13 protein-coding genes are annotated in these 16,530 nt (G+C 71.8%); 3 read left to right on the top strand and 10 right to left on the bottom strand.

Features of this window, described 5'->3' with window-relative positions; translation table 11 throughout:
• Nucleotides 1-31 precede the first annotated feature (31 nt).
• Nucleotides 32-1,585: an acyl-CoA synthetase gene (locus ABD355_RS02410; protein ID WP_344398317.1), complete on the bottom strand. Its 1,554-nt coding sequence runs from the start codon at nt 1,583-1,585 to the stop codon at nt 32-34.
• Complete coding sequence (locus ABD355_RS02415; RefSeq protein ID WP_344398318.1) at nt 1,582-2,691, bottom strand: NAD(P)H-dependent flavin oxidoreductase; 1,110 nt, start codon at nt 2,689-2,691, stop codon at nt 1,582-1,584. The genes ABD355_RS02410 and ABD355_RS02415 overlap by 4 nt, the downstream gene beginning before the upstream one ends.
• 158 nt (nt 2,692-2,849) lie before the next feature.
• Here ABD355_RS02415 and ABD355_RS02420 point away from each other — a divergent pair, with 158 nt between their 5' ends.
• Both ABD355_RS02420 and ABD355_RS02425 read left to right on the top strand, forming a co-directional pair.
• Nucleotides 2,850-4,604, top strand: a complete 1,755-nt coding sequence (locus ABD355_RS02420; RefSeq protein WP_344399025.1) for a serine hydrolase domain-containing protein — start codon at nt 2,850-2,852, stop codon at nt 4,602-4,604.
• A gap of 77 nt (nt 4,605-4,681) precedes the next feature.
• On the top strand, nt 4,682-5,143 hold the full coding sequence (locus ABD355_RS02425; RefSeq protein WP_344398319.1) for a hypothetical protein: 462 nt from the start codon (nt 4,682-4,684) through the stop codon (nt 5,141-5,143).
• Here ABD355_RS02425 and ABD355_RS02430 read toward each other — a convergent pair whose 3' ends face one another.
• From ABD355_RS02430 to ABD355_RS02455, 6 genes are all read right to left on the bottom strand, one after another.
• A complete protein-coding gene (locus ABD355_RS02430; protein ID WP_344398320.1) occupies nt 5,144-6,268 on the bottom strand; it encodes a glycoside hydrolase family 16 protein in 1,125 nt (374 codons plus the stop codon). It lies immediately after the preceding gene.
• 249 nt (nt 6,269-6,517) lie between these two features.
• Nucleotides 6,518-7,552, bottom strand: coding sequence for a TAXI family TRAP transporter solute-binding subunit (locus ABD355_RS02435; protein WP_344398322.1), 1,035 nt, complete (start codon nt 7,550-7,552; stop codon nt 6,518-6,520).
• Nucleotides 7,549-8,949 (bottom strand): sensor histidine kinase, encoded by a 1,401-nt coding sequence (locus ABD355_RS02440; RefSeq protein ID WP_344398323.1) that lies wholly within the window; start codon nt 8,947-8,949, stop codon nt 7,549-7,551. The genes ABD355_RS02435 and ABD355_RS02440 overlap by 4 nt, the downstream gene beginning before the upstream one ends.
• 14 nt (nt 8,950-8,963) lie before the next feature.
• Nucleotides 8,964-9,623: a response regulator transcription factor gene (locus tag ABD355_RS02445; protein WP_344398324.1), complete on the bottom strand. Its 660-nt coding sequence runs from the start codon at nt 9,621-9,623 to the stop codon at nt 8,964-8,966.
• A 26-nt stretch (nt 9,624-9,649) separates the two neighbouring features.
• The gene (locus tag ABD355_RS02450; protein WP_344398326.1) at nt 9,650-10,996 is read right to left on the bottom strand and encodes an MFS transporter; all 1,347 of its coding nucleotides are present in this window, start codon (nt 10,994-10,996) and stop codon (nt 9,650-9,652) included.
• 261 nt (nt 10,997-11,257) lie between these two features.
• Nucleotides 11,258-11,866, bottom strand: coding sequence for a TetR/AcrR family transcriptional regulator (locus ABD355_RS02455; RefSeq protein WP_344398328.1), 609 nt, complete (start codon nt 11,864-11,866; stop codon nt 11,258-11,260).
• A gap of 171 nt (nt 11,867-12,037) precedes the next feature.
• On the opposite strand from ABD355_RS02455, the gene ABD355_RS02460 reads away from it, so the two are divergent.
• Complete coding sequence (locus ABD355_RS02460) at nt 12,038-12,751, top strand: SDR family oxidoreductase (protein WP_344398329.1); 714 nt, start codon at nt 12,038-12,040, stop codon at nt 12,749-12,751.
• 265 nt (nt 12,752-13,016) lie between these two features.
• Here the strand turns inward: ABD355_RS02460 and ABD355_RS02465 are convergent, their stop codons facing one another.
• On the bottom strand, nt 13,017-13,799 hold the full coding sequence (locus ABD355_RS02465) for a class I SAM-dependent methyltransferase (protein ID WP_344398330.1): 783 nt from the start codon (nt 13,797-13,799) through the stop codon (nt 13,017-13,019).
• Entirely contained in the window at nt 13,796-15,364 is a 1,569-nt protein-coding gene (locus tag ABD355_RS02470; protein WP_344398331.1) for a phytoene desaturase family protein, read from the bottom strand. Before ABD355_RS02470 ends, ABD355_RS02465 begins: the two co-directional genes overlap by 4 nt.
• Nucleotides 15,365-16,530 lie beyond the last annotated feature (1,166 nt).

Raw genomic sequence — 16,530 nt, forward strand, 5'->3', positions numbered from 1 at the left:
GGTTCCGGCAGACGGCCAGTCATACCCGGGGTCACACGGGACGGGTGCGCCCCTCCCAGTACGGGTCCCGCAGCCGCCGTTTGTACAGCTTCCCGTTGGGGTCGCGGGGCATCTCGGTGATGAAGTCGACGCTCTTGGGACGCTTGTAGCCGGCGAGTTGCTCGGCGCAGTGATCGAGGATCGAGGCGGCGAGGGCGAGACCCGGCTCGTGGCCGGGGGCAGGTTCAACGACCGCCTTGACCTCCTCGCCCCAGTCGTCGTGCGGGATGCCGAAGACGGCGGCGTCGGCGACGGCGGGGTGGGCGAGCAGGGCCGACTCGATCTCGGCCGGGTAGATGTTGACCCCGCCCGAAATGATCATGTCGATCTTGCGGTCGCGGAGGAAGAGGTAGCCGTCCTCGTCGAGGTAGCCGAGGTCGCCGACGGTGAAGTAGTCGCCGATGCGGTTCTTCTTCGTCTTGGCCTCGTCCTTGTGGTAGGCGAAGCCGCCGGTGTGCATCTTCATGTAGACGGTGCCGAGTTCGCCGGGCGGCAGCCGGTTGCCGTCGTCGTCGAAGACCGCGAGCTCGCTGATGGGCCAGGCCTTGCCGACGGTCCCGGGCTTCTTCAGCCAGTCCTCGGCGGTGGCGAAGGCCCCGCCGCCCTCGCTGGCCGCGTAGTACTCCTCCACGCTGTGGCCCCACCAGTCGATCATCGCCCGCTTCACGTGGTCGGGGCAGGGGGCGGCGCCGTGGATGGCGTGCCGCATGGACGAGACGTCGTACGAGCGGCGCACGTCCTCCGGCAGCGCGAGCAGGCGGTGGAACTGGGTCGGGACCATGTGGGTGTGCGTGCACTTCTCGCGGTCGATCAGCCGGAGCATCTCCTCGGGCGTCCACTTGTCCATCAGGACGAGACGGTGGCCGATGTGCAGGGACGCGCCCGCGAACTGGAGTACGGCGGTGTGGTAGAGCGGGGAGCAGACGAGGTGAACGTTGTCGTCGTACGGCTTGATGCCGAAGATGCCGAGGAAGCCGCCGAGATAGGCCTCCTCAGGGGTCTTGCCGGGGAGCGGGCGGCGGATGCCGCGAGGGCGGCCGGTGGTGCCCGACGTGTAGTTCATGACCCAGCCGAGCTCGCGGTCGGAGGGCGCCGACTCCGGTTGTCCGTCGAGGAGTTCGGCGTACGGGCGGAAGCCCTCGACGGTGCCGACGGCGTACCGGTGGGTGGCCGGCAGCCCGGCCTCGTCGGCGGCATGACGGGCGGGCCCCGCGAACCGCTCGTGGGAGATGAGCACCTTGGCGCCGGAGTCGGCGACGATCCAGCCGATCTCCGGGCCGACGAAATGGTGGTTGACCGGGACGAGATAGAAACCGGCCTGGCTGGCGGCCAGATACGCGGTGAAGAACTCGACGCCGTTGGGCAGCACGACCGCGAAGGCGTCGCCGCGTCCCAGCCCGGCGGCGCGCAGGCCGTGCACCAGCTGGTTGGCGGCGGCGTGCAGGCGTCCGGCGGTCCACTGCTCGCCGTCGGGTGCGACGAGGACCGTGCGGTCGGGATCGGCGGCGGCCTGGGCCCAGAATCCGGCGGGGGGCGTACTCGTCATGTGCCGCTCCTTCCGGCGATGCGGTTGATGCGGTCGACGGCCTGCTCGAAGCCGCGGGTGAGGTCGTCGAAGACGGCCTGAACGGTGCGTTCGCTCTTCATGCGGCCGACGATCTGGCCGACCGGGGTGCCGAGCAGGGGTTCGACCTCGTACTTCTGGATACGGGTGAGGGCCTCGGCGACCAACAGGCCCTGCAGGGGCATGGGGAGGGTGCCGGGTCCCGCCGGGTCGTCCCACGCGTCGGTCCATTCGGTACGGAGCTGGCGTGCGGGTTTCCCGGTCAGCGCGCGGGAGCGGACGGTGTCGCCGGACCCGGCGGCGAGCAGTTTCCGGGTCACCGCGGGCGAGGAGAGGTCGGCCTCGGTGCAGGTCAGCCACAGGGAGCCCAGCCATACGCCCTGGGCCCCGAGGGCGAGCGCGGCGGCCACCTGCTGCCCGCTGCCGATGCCGCCCGCTGCCAGTACGGGCAGTGGATCGACGGCGTCGACGACCTCCGGGGTGAGCACCATGGAGGCGATCTCGCCGGTGTGCCCGCCGGCCTCGTAGCCCTGTGCGACGACGATGTCGATGCCGGCTTCCTGGTGCTTGACGGCGTGCCGGGCACTGCCCGCCAGGGCCGCGACGAGCACGTTCCGCTCGTGGGCACGGGCGACCACGTCGGCGGGTGGGGAGCCGAGGGCGTTGGCGAGCAGCCGGATCGGGTAGTCGAAGGCGACGTCCAGCTGACTCCGGGCGACCTGCTCCATCCACCCGGTGATGCGCCAGCCGGACGCCTCACCCTCGGCCAGCTCCGGGACGCCGTACTTGGCGAGGGTGTCCTTCACATACTGCCGGTGCCCCTCGGGGATCATCGCCTCGACGTCCGCCTCGGTCACGCCCTCCACCTTCTTGGCGGGCATGACGACATCGAGGCCGTACGGCCTGCCGTCGACGTGGGCCTCGACCCAGTCGAGGTCGCGCTTGAGCTCGTCGGGGGCGGTGTAGCGGACCGCGCCGAGCACTCCGAACCCGCCGGCCCGGCTGATGGCCGCGGCGACGGCGGGGAACGGCGTGAAGCCGAAAATGGCGTGCTCGACTCCCAGTTTCTTGCTCAGCTCCGTCTGCATGGGCGCAGAATGCCGCAGTCCTCCGGCCGACGGAAGAGCTTTTCTGATACACCGTCAGATTTATTGGTCGGCAGGCCTTGTTGACAGGCTTCACCACCGACACGAGTGTTTCTCGGGTGACCGACGACGCAGCGGAGAGAGACGCGAGCGACTGCCGGATGCCGACGCGTCGCCAGATCGGACGGGCCGCCCTCGCCCTGGGCGGCGCCCTGGCCATCGCCCCCTTTCCCGCGGGACCGGCCGCGGCGGCCACGGCCTCCAGACACCACCCCACGCTGCGCCACGGCAGCCCGCAACGCGCCGGCCTGCTCCCCGCCCATCTGCGCCAACTGGTCGTGGACGCCGAGGCGTTCCTCGGCCCCTCCCCCAAGCACCCCTGGTATGCGGGCGCCGTGCTGCTCGCCGGGCGGGGCGGCACCGTGGCGCTGCACCGGTCCATCGGGATGGCGGTGCGCTATGCGGCGTACGACGAGAAGACCGACACCGGCATCGAGTTCCCGCCCGACCGGCAGATCCCCATGGCCGAGGACACCGTCTTCGACCTGGCCTCGGTGTCCAAGCTGTTCACCTCGCTGCTGGCGGTGCAACAGCTGGAACGGGGCGCGCTGGAGCTGGAGGGGACGGTCGCCTCCTACCTCCCGGAGTTCGGCGCGGCCGGCAAGCAGGACATCACGATCCGTCAGCTCCTCACCCACACCTCGGGGTTCCGTGACTGGATCCCGCTGTACAAGGCGCCGACGCACGAGGCGAGGCTTCAACTCGTCTTCGACGAAGCCCCGATCAATCCGCCCGGCACCAAGTACCTCTACTCGGATCTCAATCTGATCTCTCTCCAGCTGGTCCTGGAGAGGATCACCGGCCGCACGCTCGACACCCTCCTTCACGAGGAGATCACAGGACCGCTCGGCCTCGACCGCACCCGCTACGACCCGCCCGCCTCCTGGAAGCCGAAGATCGCGGCCACGGAGGACCAGCGCGGCCCCTGGTCCGGCCTGGAGCGGGGGCTGGTGTGGGGCGAGGTGCACGACGAGAACGCCTACAGCCTCGGCGGGGTCGCCGGACACGCCGGGGTGTTCTCCTGTGCCTGGGACCTGGCCGTGCTCGGCCGGACGCTGCTCAACGGCGGCTGCTACGGCAGGGCGCGCATCCTGCGGCCGGAGTCCGTGGAACTGATGTTCACCGACTTCAACACCGCGTTCCCCGGCCATGAACACGGCCTCGGGTTCGAGCTCTACCAGCACTGGTACATGGGCGCCATGGCCACCCCGCGCACCGCCGGGCACACCGGTTTCACGGGCACCTCCCTGGTGCTCGACCCGACCACCGACTCCTTCCTCGTCGTGCTCGGCAACTCGGTCCACCCGGTGCGCAGTTGGCGCTCGGGATCCGCTCCCCGGGTCGCCGCCGGCAACAACCTGGCACGCGCCGTACCGGTACGCCCGGCACACGGACGTACGGCGTGGTTCTCGGGCATGGCGAACGCCACGACCGCCACGCTCACCCTGCCCACGCTCGACACGACGGACGGTGCGGTACGACTGACCTCCGCCCTGTGGTGGGACACCGAACCCGCCTCGGACGTCCTCGTCCTGGAGGCCACGACGGACGGCGGCACGACCTGGCAGCCGCTCCCCTTCACGACCGGGCGCTGCGGCGAGGAGTCGCAGGAGCATCCGTCGGGCTCGGTCACCGGCTGGTCGGGCCGCGTCTGGCACCGCCTGGCGGCCGATCTCCCGGCGCACACGCAGCTGACGCTGCGCTGGCGGTACACGACCGACCATCTGTACGTCGGCCGCGGTGCATACGTCGACGGAATCCGCGTCGAGTCGCCGGACACCGTCCTGTTCGACGAGGCGCGCCCGGCGGACTCGGCGCGGATCGCCGCGACGGGCTGGGTGGAGTCGACCGACTGACGGCGTCCCTCACGGGGAATCCCACGCCACCCCGCTACCGTGAGCGTTGATCAACGCACGGAACGTGGGAGGCGTCGATGGCCACAAGGGTGGCGACCGCATGCGCGGTCGGCGCAGTGGTGATGTGCGCAACCGGACTGGCCGCCACGCCCTCGAACTCCGACCTGGAGGTGGTCCGGCTCGACCCGGCCGCCGCGCCGCCCGGCGGCCGTACCGTGGTGCACGCCTTCGTGGCCAACAGCGGGCCGGAGCAGACCGCGTCGGCGTTCACCGTGGTCGTGAGGCTGCCGGCGGGCTTCACCGCCGAGGGGCCGTACTTCCCCGAGGACTGCCGCGCCGAGGCCCGCGGACGCCTGGTGCGCTGCACCTTCGGGGCGGGTCTTGCGCGGCTGCGGACGGCCACCGCGCTGGTTCCGGTCCGGGTGGACGCGGACGTGCCCCCCGGCACCAGGGCCGAGGGGCACGTCCAGGTGGTGAGCGTCGACGACCGTGATCCGCGCAACGACCGTACGCCGTTCACCCTGTCCGTCGACTGCTGATCAGCGGTAGACCTTCACGTAGTCCGCCTGCATGGTCAGCGGCGTCGAGCCGGAGGGCGCGGGGTGGTACTCGCCGGCACTCACCGACAGGTTGAGGATCAGATACGCGGAGAAGTTGCTGCCCACGCCGTGTCCGTCGGAGTAGACCTTCTTGCCGTTGACGTACCAGTCCACCGAGCTCGCACCGTAGTGGGTGCCGATGGTGACCCACTGGCCGGGCGCGACCGCGGCGGAGTCGGTGTAGTAGTCGGAGCCCGAGGTGACGTGGTTGGTCAGCTCCAGCAGGTTCGGGTTGTCCGGGTGGTACTCGAAGGAGTCGATCTCGCCGTTGCCGTCCTTCCAGGTCCACAGGGCGGGCCAGGCGCCGGAGCCGGAGGGCATCTTGATCCGGGTCTCGGCGTAGTCACCGGTCTTCACCTGGAAGCCCCCGCTGGAGCCCTCGGTGGTGAGCAGGCCCGTGTCCCAGGCCTGCTTGCCGTTCTCCAGGGTGTGCGAGGAGGGCTGGGCGGTGAAGGTCGCGACGCCGCCCGACGTGGTGACCTTGCTCTGGTCCAGCCAGTCGAGCTTGTTGTCGTCCGGGTTGTGGTTGCCGTAGGCGTAGGACGAGCTGTTGTCGCCGACCCACTTCGAGCCCCAGGCGATGCCGCCCGAGAAGTCGTCGGACCAGACCAGGGACTGACCGGAGACCGGCGAGCCACCGCTGCTCGACGTCGCGGTCGAGGCTTTGTTGACGGTCAGCTTGTGCGAGGGCAGGTTGTGCCAGGCTCCGCCGGACTCCTGCCAGAAGCCGAAGATCGTGTACGTGCCTGCCGGCAGGGTGCGCGAGCCGCTGGTGAACTTCACACCACTCGGGCATATACGGACATTCGAGGCGTTCCCCGGGAAGTCCAGGTTCTTTCCGGCCGCATCCCGGACACCGACACCGAGCGTCTTGGCCGTGAAGCAGCCGGCGGAGTGCACGGTCAGCTTGGCGGACGCGGCGACGCCCGCGGTCATGGTGGACGGCGTCAGGCTGTCCTGGGTGACGGAGGGGGCCGCGAAGGCCTGGGGGGCGACCGGCAGGAGCAACAGCGCGGCTGCTGCTCCGGCTGTGCCCAGGCGGGCGGGAGAGATGGACTGGCGCATGGTGGGGGCTTCCTCAACGGCGCCTGCGAGGTGAGCTGTCCTGGGCGGACCGCAGTTGTGTTTCGCAGGACTCGGCGTTCCGGCGGCGAAGGCCACCCGGGACGGACCCCCGGAGACTAGGCAGATCCGCTGGCCACGGACAACGAGATCTCACTCACACACTCATGATCAACAGCCTGTCGGGGCCGGCACTCCCGCTGCCGGCCGGCACTGTCTGCCGCCGTCTGCGCCGGCTTCCTCCGCGACGCGCTAACCGTGCAGTTCCCGGTATGCGGCGACGGCCCCGGGGTGCAGGGGAACCTCCCCGGTGGAGATCAGGCTGCGGACGTCGAGGAACTGGGTGCCGAGCGCCGTGGTGGGCACGAGGCGCGTGGCCCGGCGGACCAGTACGCGGGTGAGGGCGGCGGCGACGGGCGCGGGCAGGTCGGGGCGGCACAGGAGCAGGTTGGCCACGCCGATGGTGGCCACCTCCGGCGTACCCCGGTACGCACCCGCAGGCACCGTCACCGCTTCCAGACCCGAGCCGGCCGGTCCCGGGCCGGTGCGCAGTCGGGGCAGCAGATCGGCCAGCGGCAGCAGGCGGATGCCGGGGAGCGTGCCGAGGCGGGTCAGCACGGGCAGGGGCACGCCGCCTGCCACCAGGAGCGCGTCGACCGCGCCGTCCCGCATCGCGCGCGCCGCCTGCGGCATCAGCAGGTGGCGGACTTGTACGTCGGTGCCCGGCGCGAGGCCCGCCGCGCGCAGCAGGCGGTCGCCGAGGACGGCACCGCCGGATGCGGGCGCTCCCAGGGAGACGGTGCGCCCCGCGAGCTCGGCGTCGCTGCGCACGCTCGCGTCGGCGCGCACGGCCAGCTGGACGTAGTTCTCGTAGACGCGGCCGATGGCGCGCAGCGGGACACGGCGGCCGAACGGGGCGGAGCCGCCGTACGCGGCCCACGCGATGTCGGCAAGGGCCAGCGCCACCTCGGCGCGGCGCGCTTGGAGCAGCCGCACGTTGGCGACACTGCCCTCGCTCTGGACCACCTCGCAGGACAGCCGTGGGTACACCGCCGTGGCCTGCTCGCCGAGCAGTCGGCCGAAGGCCGCGTAGAACCCGTCCGCCTCGCCGGTCGCGATCCGCAGGCGGCCTTCCGCGCCGCGGTCGGCGTGCCGTGCGTCGGCTGCCGCGGCGCCTGCCAGCAGTCCGGTGCACGCCGTACCGAGCGCGGCCCGCAGAGCCGTGCGGCGGGCGGTGGGGCCGTATGCCTGCGCGCCGCGTATGCCGCGTCCTTGCTCTGCGGTCATGTCCTGGCCCCCTTCTGCTCCTTGGGGACCACGACCCGGACCAGCAGGCCGTGCGGCTCGGCCGCCGCACACTCGACGTGTCCGCCGCGGCCGGTCATCAGCTGCCCGGCGATCGCCAGGCCGAGGCCGCTGCCGCGTACGTCGCGATGGCGCTCCGAGCGCCAGAAACGGGTGCCCGCCAGCGCGGATTCCCCGTCCGCGAGGCCAGGACCGTCGTCGCGTACCTCGAACACCGCGTCCGTGCCCTGGGTGAAGCAGCGCGTCCGGACGCGGGCGCCGTCACCGGCGTACTTGATCGCGTTGTCGAGGAGGATGTCGGCGACCTGGGCCAGTTCGCCCTCCGTGCAGGCCATGAGGAGGGGCGGGCCGGGGGTGAACTCCAGGCGGATCCCGGCCTGTTCGGCCACCGGCTGCCACAGCCGGATCTGGGCGGCAGCAACCGCCGTCGCGTCGCAGCATGCTCCGCGCTCGTCCGTGACGGACAGTTCCCCGGCACGGTGTTCGGCGTTCGCGAGGGCCAGCAGGTCGTCGAGGAGGTGTTCCATGCGTTCGAGTTCGGCCGTGACTCCGCTGTAGGTGCGGGTGGCGGAGGCGGGCAGGCGGGACTGGAGCGAGTCGATGCGCAGGCGCAGTGCGGCGAGCGGATTGCGCAGCTGGTGCGAGGTGTCGGCCACCAGACGGCGCTGTTGTTCCAGTGCCGTGGTCACCGCGTCGGCCATGCGGTTGAAGCCGGTGGCCAGTTGGCGCAGTTCCGGTGGGCCGCCGGCCCGTGCGTGCTCGGCGGGCAGCCCGGCCGCCAGCGCGCCGACCGCGCGGTCGAGCCGGTGCAGGGGGCGTACCACCCACCGTGTGGCGGCGCGGGCGAGCAGCACGCAGGCCACGGCGCACAGGCCCGCGCCCGCGAGGACCAGCGCCCAGCGCAGGGCGATGTCGTCGGCGGCGGCCCGGACCGAGGCGCGCAGGACGACGGCCCCGGACACCCGGGTGCCGGTGCCCACCGGGCGGGCCAGCAGGTCCGGGCCGCGGGACCAGGGGCGCAGCGTGCCTCCGGGCGAGACGCGCTGGTTGCGCAGCGCCGCGTCGATCAGGCGGGCGACGGCGGGGGCGGCCGCCCGCATGCCGCCCGTCTGCACCACCGGGGCGCGGCGGGCGTCGACGACCACCACTGCCTCGCCGTACAGCTCGGTGTAGCGGGTCACCTCGGCTTTCAGTGTGCCGGTGTCGCCGCCCTCGGCGGCCTGTTCGGCCAGCGATGCGAAGCGGTCGAGATCGGCGGTGCGCGCCGCGACGAGCTGCTGGGTGCGCTGGGACGCCGTCACGCCCAGCAGCGGCAGGGCGAAGCCGGCCACCGCGAGCACGGCGAAGGCCAGGACGACGGTCAGTACCCGGGTACGCATGGCAGGACCCCGGTTCAGCCGCCGAACCGGTAGCCGAAGCCCCGGATGGTGGTGAGCACCTCGGGACGGCCGAGTTTGGCCCGCAGCTGGGTGAGGTGGACGTCGAGCGAGCGGGACACGGCCAGGTAGGCGTCACCCCACACCTCGTCCATCAGCTGCTGGCGGCTGACCGCGGTACCGGACCGGGCCGCCAGCGCGGCGAGGACCGCGAACTCCTTCGTGGTCAGCCGCACCTCGGCGCCGCCGACCGTCACCCGGCGGGCGTCGAGGTCGACCTCGACGTCAGCGGCGCGGACCGTGCGCGGCGCCGGAGCGGCCGGTGTCGTGGCGCGGCGGGTGACGGCCTCGATACGGGCCAGCAGCTCGGCCAGCCGTACCGGCTTGACCAGGTAGTCGTCGGCGCCCAGCCGCAGCCCGCGCACCACCGACCGCTCGTCGCCGCGCGCGGTGAGGACCACGACCGGAAGACCGCTGACCGTGCGCAACTTGCGCAGCACCTCCAAGCCGTCGAGATCGGGCAGGCCGAGATCGAGCAGCAGCAGGTCGGCCTGGCGGTGGCGGACGAGGACCTCCTCGCCGCGCCGCACCCGGGTGGGCAGGTGACCGTGCTCGTACAGGACCTCGGTCAGCGCACCGGCCACACCGTCGTCGTCCTCGGCCAGTAGCACGCGCACAGTCACCTCCTTTCGTCCCGTCGGCCCTACGACCGGGAGACATCCTCGTCCAGCGGCGATCCGTCCGACGTCTCGCGCATCCGAATGTAGACGAGCAGCGAGACCAGAACGCAGGCGGTGACGTAGGAGAAGTACCAGCTCTCGTGCCCGGCGTTCTTGAACCACAGGGCGACGTACTCGGCGCTCCCACCGAACACGGCCACGGTCAGCGCGTAGGGCAGGCCGACACCGAGCGCCCGGATCGAGGTCGGGAACAACTCGGCCTTCACCACCGCGCTGATCGAGGTGTACAGCGAGCTGACGGCCAGCGGCACCACCATGAGCAGGAACGCGTACACGGGATCGCTGGTGTGGGAGAGGAGGGTGAGCGAGGGCACCACCACGGCGGCACCCAGCACCCCGAAGGCGATCAGCATCGGACGGCGCCCCACCCGGTCGGACAGCAGGCCCACGACCGGCTGGAGCACGACGAACACGAGCAGCGCGAAGAAGTTGATCCAGGCCGCCGTCGGCTTGGCGATACCGCTGGTGTTGACCATGAACTTCTGCAGGTACGTGGTGTACGTGTAGAAGAACAGCGTGCCGCCCATGGTCAGCCCCACGACGGTCAGGCACTGGCGCGGGTAGGACAGCAGCAGCCGTACGCTGCCCCGCGCCGGGCCGCCCTTCTCCTTCTCCTCGCCCCCGGCGGCGACACGCTCGAAGCTCTCCGACTCGTCCATCCCGCGCCGCAGCCAGAGCACGACGACCGCTCCCGCGGCGCCGACGACGAACGCGATCCGCCAGCCCCAGGCCTCCAGCTGGGCGGTGCTGAGCACCTGCTGCAGGATGATCTGCAGGCCCAGAGCCGTCAGCTGGCCGGCGATGAGGGTGACGTACTGGAAGCTGGAGTAGTAGCCGCGGCGGCCGGGCGAGGCCACCTCCGACATGTAGGTGGCCGAGGTCGAGTACTCACCGCCGACCGAAAGGCCCTGCAGCAGCCGCGCGGTCACCAGCAACACCGGCGCGAGGGCCCCGATCGAGCCGTACGACGGGGTCAGTGCGACGATCAGCGAACCGGCGGCCATGAGGGTCACCGACAGAGTCAGGGCCGCCCGCCGGCCACGGCGGTCGGCGTAGCGGCCGAGCACCCAACCACCGATCGGCCGCATCAGGAAGCCGACGGCGAACACCGCGGCGGTGTTCAGCAGTTGGGCGGTCTGGTCGCCGGAAGGGAAGAAGACGGCGGCGAAGTAGACGCTGAACGCGGTGTACGCGTACCAGTCGTACCACTCGATCAGGTTGCCGATCGATCCGCGCAGGATGTTGCTGACGACCCTGCGTTCGTCGTGGCGCGGCTTCTGCGCGCGCTCGGTCGTGCTCTGTGTGGCCATCGGAACTCCCTTGTCTGCGGCCGGGGAGATCACAGGTTCGACGGCAACACGGGGCCACTCAATATCGTGAACCAAGTCCTAACAGTCCCTTAGGACTGAGGGTTCGAACGTCGTGTGCAGCCGGGCCTGTTGTGGTCCGGCCACGACCGGTGCGAGGACTGGCCGCGGGTCAACCGCCCACGGCTGCGCAGCCGGGCGCGCCTCTGCCGTGCTCACCATGCCGCCGCCCGGAGCCGGAACGCCCCGCCTCGGGGGCGAGCATCAGCCCCGCACTGCGGCCAGGCACTCGTCGTACAGGTCCATGATGTCGCCCCTGCCATCGTTCGCGACCCACGTCATGGATGCGGCATCGAGGCACGCGAACGCCGTCGCGATCATCGCGCGGGCCCTCGCATCCGCGCTGCCGCCGGCGGCGTCCATGCGCGCCTCGACGAGCGGCAGCAGGTCCTCCTGGAACCGCAGCCGCTTTTCCAGCCAACCGGCACGCAGCGAGGCGGTGTTGTGCAGGAGATGGAACCGCTCCAGGGCCCGCTCGCGGCTGTCGTGCAGTGACAGCACAGCGGCGATCCCTGCGCGCAGCGCCTCCCAGACGCCGACGTCGGCGGGCTGTGCGCTGATCGTGTCCGTCAGGACCTGCCCGAACCGGTCCTGGTCGCCGCCGAGAAGGTCTTCCTTGGTGCCGAAGTAGCGAAAGAGGGTGCGCTGGGAGACGCCGGCCTCTCGGGCGATCTGGGCGATGGTCGTCTCGTCGTAGCCCTGCTCGGTGAACAGGCGCAGAGCCGTCTCAAGGATCTCCTGGGTGGCCAGCTGCCGCGTCCGGTCCCACAGCGTGGTCGGTGCGCCCGTCGTTGTCTTGGCTTCCTGCTTCACCGCACCAGGTTAGCCCAGCACTGCCAGCTTGACGCTCACCTGAGCTTTGGCAGTCACTGCCAAGTAGGCGTACGCTGTCACACATGGTCGCCGAGACATGGGCCGACGCTCCACGGGCCGCACCGTTCGCCGATCACCCCTACCTCCCCAGAGCACGCAAAGGAACGCATCATGTCTGCACCTGCAGCCCTGATCACCGGCGGAACCAGCGGCATCGGCAAGGCGACCGCTGAACTGCTCCACTCTCGCGGCTACCGCGTCATGGTCACCGGCGTCGACAATGTCGCCACCGCCGCACTCCCCGAAGGAGTCCTGGTCGTCCGGGCCGATGCACGGTCCCTGCCTGACATCGACCATGCGATGGACCAGGCACACCGGCAGTTGGGCTCCCTTGACCTGCTCTTCCTGAACGCGGGCATCTCCCGCCCCGGCCCGATCGAGTCAACCGACGAAGACGCCTTCGACGCCCTCTTCGACATCAACGTCAAGGGCACCTTCTTCACGCTGCAAAAGGCGCTCCCGCTCCTGAGCGAGGGCGCCTCGGTCGTGATCACCGTGGGCGCCGGCGAGGGGATCGGAGCCGCCACGACAGCCGCCAAGGGAGCACTGTTGCCCCTCATCCGGTCCCTCGCGCTCGAACTCGCCCCCCGCCGCGTCCGCGTCAACGCCGTCAGCCCGGGACTGATCAACACCCCTGCCTACGGCAAGTTGGGGGTCTCCCCGGAAATGATCGACTCCTGGGCTCGGGACGTCCCGCTGGGCCGCGTCGGCGCTCCCGCCGACATCGCCGAAGCCGTGGCCTTCCTCGCCTCGGACGCCGCCGGCTACATCACCGGCGACAATCTCACCGTCTCCGGCGGCATGGGTGTTCAGGCCCGCCCCTGAGGAGCAGATCCGTGCCCGGCTCTGTGCCCAGGGCGAGGACGCGCGGCAACAGAGCCGGAATCATCCCCTGCGTCGGCGCGACCACGATCAGCTCCCGCCCTGCCGCACGGACCGGCCGAAGGCCGCCCGGCAGCCCGATCTCCTCCCCGCCGCGTACCAGCCCCGGCACGCCATCCGGCAGTCGCTCCGGCGCGGCACGCAGATCGGCTTCCACCACCGCCGAAGAGCGCGACCGTGTGGGTGACCCGCAGGCCGTCCCGATTGATCAACAGGGCGTCGGGGCCGACGCCCTTCCAGTCAGGACGGGTTGGTAGAAACCACTGGCGTCCAACATGTGCCATGTGACGTCGGTGAAGCCGGCCGCGGTCGCGGCTTCGGTCACCTCGCTGCGGGTGAGGGCCCAGGAGGTGATGCGGCGGACCCGCACCTCCCAGCCCCCTCCTTCCGGCACGAGCTGGAAGTACTCCTGGTCGTAACGTTCGCCGTCGGCGTGCCAGTGCCACAGCTGGAAGGTGATCGACCGGCCGTCCGAGCCGTGCGAGAGCTGGGGCGGGGTGGAGACGGGCCGGGTTCGGCGGAGGTCGTCGTAGTCTCTGAGTGTGAGCAGGAGCAGGCCGTCGTGCGTCAGCACCCGCCGCATCTCGCGCAGGGCCGCCGCCACATCCCGCGCCGACAGCAGGTGGGCGAGCGAGTTGTCGGCGCACACGACCACGTCGAAGGCGCCCGGCGCGAAGGGGAGTTGGCGCATGTCCGCCGCGGCGGTGGGCAGCGCGACGCCGCGGGCCGCGGCTTCGACTGCGGCCCGCGCGGCGGCGACGGGGCTCAGGTCGCTGCCGACGACCTGGTGGCCGGCGCGTGCGAGTCCGATCGCCTGGGTGCCGATACCGCAGGCGCAGTCGAGCAACCGGTGCGGTTCGGCGCCGAGTTCCCTGCGGACGAGAGCGTCCAGGACCGCGGCCTGGCGGGTCATGCTCGCGTCCCAGTCCGGGAAGATGCGGTGGTAGTCGGCGGCGAGTGAGTCGTAGAAGTCCTGTGCCGAGCCCTTCACCGGCCCGTCGCCTCCAGCACCGCCATCGCCGCGTTGTGCCCCGGCACTCCGCTCACGCCCCCGCCCCGCACCGCGCCCGCCCCGCACAGCAGCACGTTCGCGTGCCGGGTCTCCACGCCCCAGCGGCCGGTGCCGTCCTGGGCGTAGGGCCAGGAAAGTTCGCGGTGGAAGATGTTGCCGCCCGGCAGGCGAAGGTCGCGCTCCAGGTCGAGCGGGGTCTTCGCCTCGATGCAGGGGCGGCCGTCCTCGTCGGTCGCCAGGCAGTCGGCGAGAGGTTCGGCCAGGTGGGCGTCGAGTTGGGCGAGGGTGGACTTCAGGAGTTCTTCGCGTACGGCGTCGTTGTCGCGTTCGAAGAGCCGGGCGGGTGTGTGCAGACCGAAGAGGGTGAGGGTCTGGTAGCCCCGGTCGACGAGGTCGGGGCCGAGGATCGTCGGGTCGGTGAGGGAGTGGCAGTAGATCTCCGAGGGCGGCGCGGCAGGGAGCTGTCCGGAGGCGGCCTGGGCGTGGGCGGCGGCGAGCTCCTGGTAGCCCTCGGCGATGTGGAAGGTGCCGGAGAACGCCTCGCGCGGGTCTACGGAGCTGTCGCGCAGCCTCGGCAGCCGCTTGAGGAGCATGTTGACCTTGAGCTGGGCGCCCTCGGCGGGGGTCGGGGGCGTGTCGCCGGTCAGCTCGGCGAGGGCCTGCGGGGAAGCGCCCACGAGGACGTGCCGGGCGGCTACGACGCCTTCCCCGTCCGCCGTGCGGTAGGTGATCTCGGCGGTTTGGCCGTCGGTGTCGATGCGTACGGCCTCGTGTCCGGTGGCGATGGCGGTACCCGCGTCCCGGGCCGCGGTGGCCAGGGCGTCGGTCAGGGCGCCCATGCCGCCGACGGGCACGTCCCAGGCTCCGGTGCCGCCGCCGATCACGTGGTAGAGGAAGCAGCGGTTCTGGGCCAATGAAGGGTCATGGGCGTCGGCGAAGGTGCCGATGAGGGCGTCGGTGAGGACGACTCCCCGTACGAGGTCGTCGGCGAAGCGGTCCTCGACCGCGGTGCCGATGGGCTCCTCGAAGAGCGTGCGCCAGGCCTCCTCGTCGTCGATGCGGCGGCGCAGTTCGTCGCGGGTGGGCAGCGGTTCGGTGAGGGTCGGGAAGACCCGCTCGGCGACGCGGCCGGTCATGCCGTAGAAGCGCTGCCAGGCCTCGTACTCGCGGTCGGAGCCGGTGAGCCGGGCGAAGGCCTCCCGGGTGCGCCGCTCGCCGCCGCCGACCAGGAGCCCGGTGGGGCGGCCGTCCCGTTCCACGGGGGTGTACGAGGAGATGGTGCGGGCCCGGATACGGAAGTCGAGGCCGAGGTCGCGCACGATCTTCTTCGGCAGCAGGCTGACCAGGTAGGAGTAGCGCGACAGCCGTGCGTCGACGCCGGCGAAGGGGCGGGTGGAGACGGCGGCGCCTCCGGTGTGGCCCAGCCGCTCCAGAACCAGTACGGACCGTCCGGCCCGGGCCAGGTAGGCGGCGGCGACCAGGCCGTTGTGGCCCCCGCCGACGATCACAGCGTCGTATGTCCGGTGTCCCTCGTGTGCAGCCATGGTTCTTGGTAACACGCGATGATCGTCAGCGGCCAGAGGTGTACGGCGACGGGGTCGGCGCCCGCCGGACGCGCGCCGCCGGCGCGGTACCGCTCGACGGCTTCGGCGCCGGCTGTTCCAGGCAGCGGGCCTCGTCGTTCCGGCTGGCGAGGGTGTCGGGGTGGTCGGGCCCGGGGCATGTCCGCGGGCGGCAGCCACGCCACGGTGCTCGACCCGCGGCCCGGCCGACCAAGGCCGCGAAGGTCCCGAGGCGCGCCAGCGTCCGCCCGACGCCCGCTGCCGACGCAGTACCGCCACCCGCCCGGCACAGCTCGACGGCCTCCGCACCGCGGCCAAGCTGCCAGGCCACGGGCCACGTCGCTGCGACCGGCTGGCGTGCGGGGGCGGCCGGGGCCCCGGCCATATCCGCAGGCGGCAGCCACACCACGGTGCACGGCCCACCCAGCGACCCCGTCAGCGTCCGCCGGACACTTTCTGCCGGCGCACTACCGCCACCCGGCGGTACACCTCGACGGCCTGCGCACCACGGCCGGGCTGCCAGGCAATCGGGCCACGTCGTCGCGGCCCGCCAGCGTGCGGGCCGGCCGATGCCCCGGCCATGTCCGCGAGCGGCAGCCACACCACGGTGCTCGACCCGCGGCCCGGCCGGCCCAGGACCACGGCAGCCCAGCCGCCCATCGACAACCAGCCCCGAAGATCGGGGCCCCCGTCAGCGCCCGCCCGACGCCCGCTGCTGGCGCAGTACCGCCACTCGGCGGTACACCTCGACGGCCTCCGCACCACGGCCAAGCTGCTCCAGGCAATCGGGCCACGTCGTCGCGGCCCGCCAGCGTGCGGGCCGGCCGGGGCCCCGGCCATGTCCGCGGGCGGCAGCCACACCACGGTGCTCGACCCGCGGCCCGGCCGGCCCAGGACCACGGAAGCCCAGCCGCCCATCGACAACCAGCCCCGAAGATCGGGGCCCCGTCAGCGCCCGCCCGACGCCCGCTGCTGGCGCAGTACCGCCACTCGGCGGTACACCTCGACGGCCTCCGCACCACGGCCAAGCTGCTCCGGGCAATCGGGCCACGTCGTCGCGGCCCGCCAGCGTGCGGGCCAGCCGGGGCCCCGGACATGTCCGCGAGCGGCAGCCACACCACGGTGCTCGACCCGCGGCCCGGCCGGCC

Origin of the sequence: Streptomyces longisporus, assembly GCF_039532765.1 — a bacterium.
GTDB classification, from domain to species: Bacteria; Actinomycetota; Actinomycetes; order Streptomycetales; family Streptomycetaceae; genus Streptomyces; species Streptomyces longisporus.